Raw genomic sequence first — 1,413 nt, 5'->3', positions numbered from 1 at the left:
CAGAAAGGCGACGATGGAGCGGCCGATCGCGCCGCGGCTGAGCGGCATCGGCCGTCCGCGCGGATAGCTGCTGATCGCCTCGCGGCTGGAACTGATCGAATCGACGCAGAGGATCTTTTCGCCGTACCAGCGCACCAGAAGCGCCGTGCATTCGTATCGCCCCGTGAGTTTCTGGAGGTACGGCGCGCCGGACAGGATGAGATTGTCCGACTTCCGCAGCAGATAATCCATCTCCACCACCCTTGGTCCCAGGGTGAAGCCGGTATTCGGCATGGAGGTGAGGAAACCGCTGTCTTTCAGGATCTTCAGGTAGCGATAGAGCGTCGGCCGGCTATAGCCCAGCTCCTCCATCAGCTCTTCCGGCGTCCATTCCAGACGGTCCTCGGTAAAAACCTCAAGGACTGCCTGAAGGCGTTCGAGACTGTTGACGGCCTTTTTTCTCAAGATGCTCCCGCTCTCTGCTGACGGCGCGCAACATCGAGCGGGCCGGCATATGCGGATAACGATAACCACGAAAACTGCAATGGCAAGTGGCGCTACTCGGCGGCGTTCAGCGAAGGCAAGCAACTGCCGTCGGCAGCGCTGACCGTGTCTTCCGTCGCGACCACCCGTCGGATCGCTGCCAGATATTCCGCCTGGAGAGCGGTCGACTGCCAATTGCGGCGAGTGGTGATGCCGATCGACAACGGCCTTCCCGGCACTTCGTAATTCAGAAGCGTCAGGAACCCGGCCTTCAATTCGTGCCGGAGTTGATGACGGGACAGCAGCGCCAGCCGGTCCGTCTGCATCAGGATGCCGCGCAACGCCGTCAGTGAGCCGGTCTCGACTGTTCCCTGCGTCTGCGGTCCATCCGGAAACGTCGCCGCCAGGGCATCGAACGTTCTGCGGTTGGGGGTGCCCTTGCGGGCCACGACCCATGGGTAGGAAGCAAGTTCGGTTGCCGAGACATCCGCCTTGCCGGACAGCGGATGACCGGCACCGGCGACAACCGCGAGGCGGAAATCGAAAAGCGGCTCCTGAACCAGCGACGGCGTCAGGCGGCTGCGCAACGCGCCGATCAGAAAATCGATATGTCCCATCTCCAGATCGCTGAGGAGCTGTTCGTAGCTGCCTTCGAGGATCTCGAACCGCGCCAGCGGATGGGTGAGGGCCAGCGAAGCAATAGCATCGGGCACGATGGTGGTACGCGCCATCGGCAGCGCGCCGATCGATACAAGGCCATCGAACTTGCCGCGCAGCTCCTGCACTTCCTCGGTGGCGTTGCCGAGTTCCTTTAGCGAAAGGCCGGCCCAGCGGGCAACGGCACGGCCGGCACTGGTGAACCGCGTCGCCCGGCCGTCGGCCTCGAAAAGGCTTGTGCCGAGGATCGCTTCTGCATTGCGAGCGGTGCGCTGAACCGCAGCACCCGATTGT

Annotated in this window: 2 protein-coding genes; both read right to left on the bottom strand. The window is 62.8% G+C overall.

Going from position 1 to position 1,413, the window contains the following annotated elements; genetic code table 11:
• The coding region (locus MOV61_RS29920) for an IclR family transcriptional regulator (protein ID WP_247139178.1) at window positions 1-444 on the bottom strand (444 nt) is incomplete at its 3' end.
• Window positions 445-536: 92 nt separating this feature from the next.
• The coding region (locus MOV61_RS29915) for a LysR substrate-binding domain-containing protein (RefSeq protein ID WP_247139177.1) at window positions 537-1,413 on the bottom strand (877 nt) is incomplete at its 5' end.

Origin of the sequence: Neorhizobium sp. BETTINA12A (assembly GCF_023006485.1) — a bacterium.
GTDB lineage: Bacteria > Pseudomonadota > Alphaproteobacteria > Rhizobiales > Rhizobiaceae > Neorhizobium.
The sequence above is the reverse complement of the archived record's forward strand: the minus strand, read 5'-3'. Positions and strand labels throughout refer to the sequence as shown.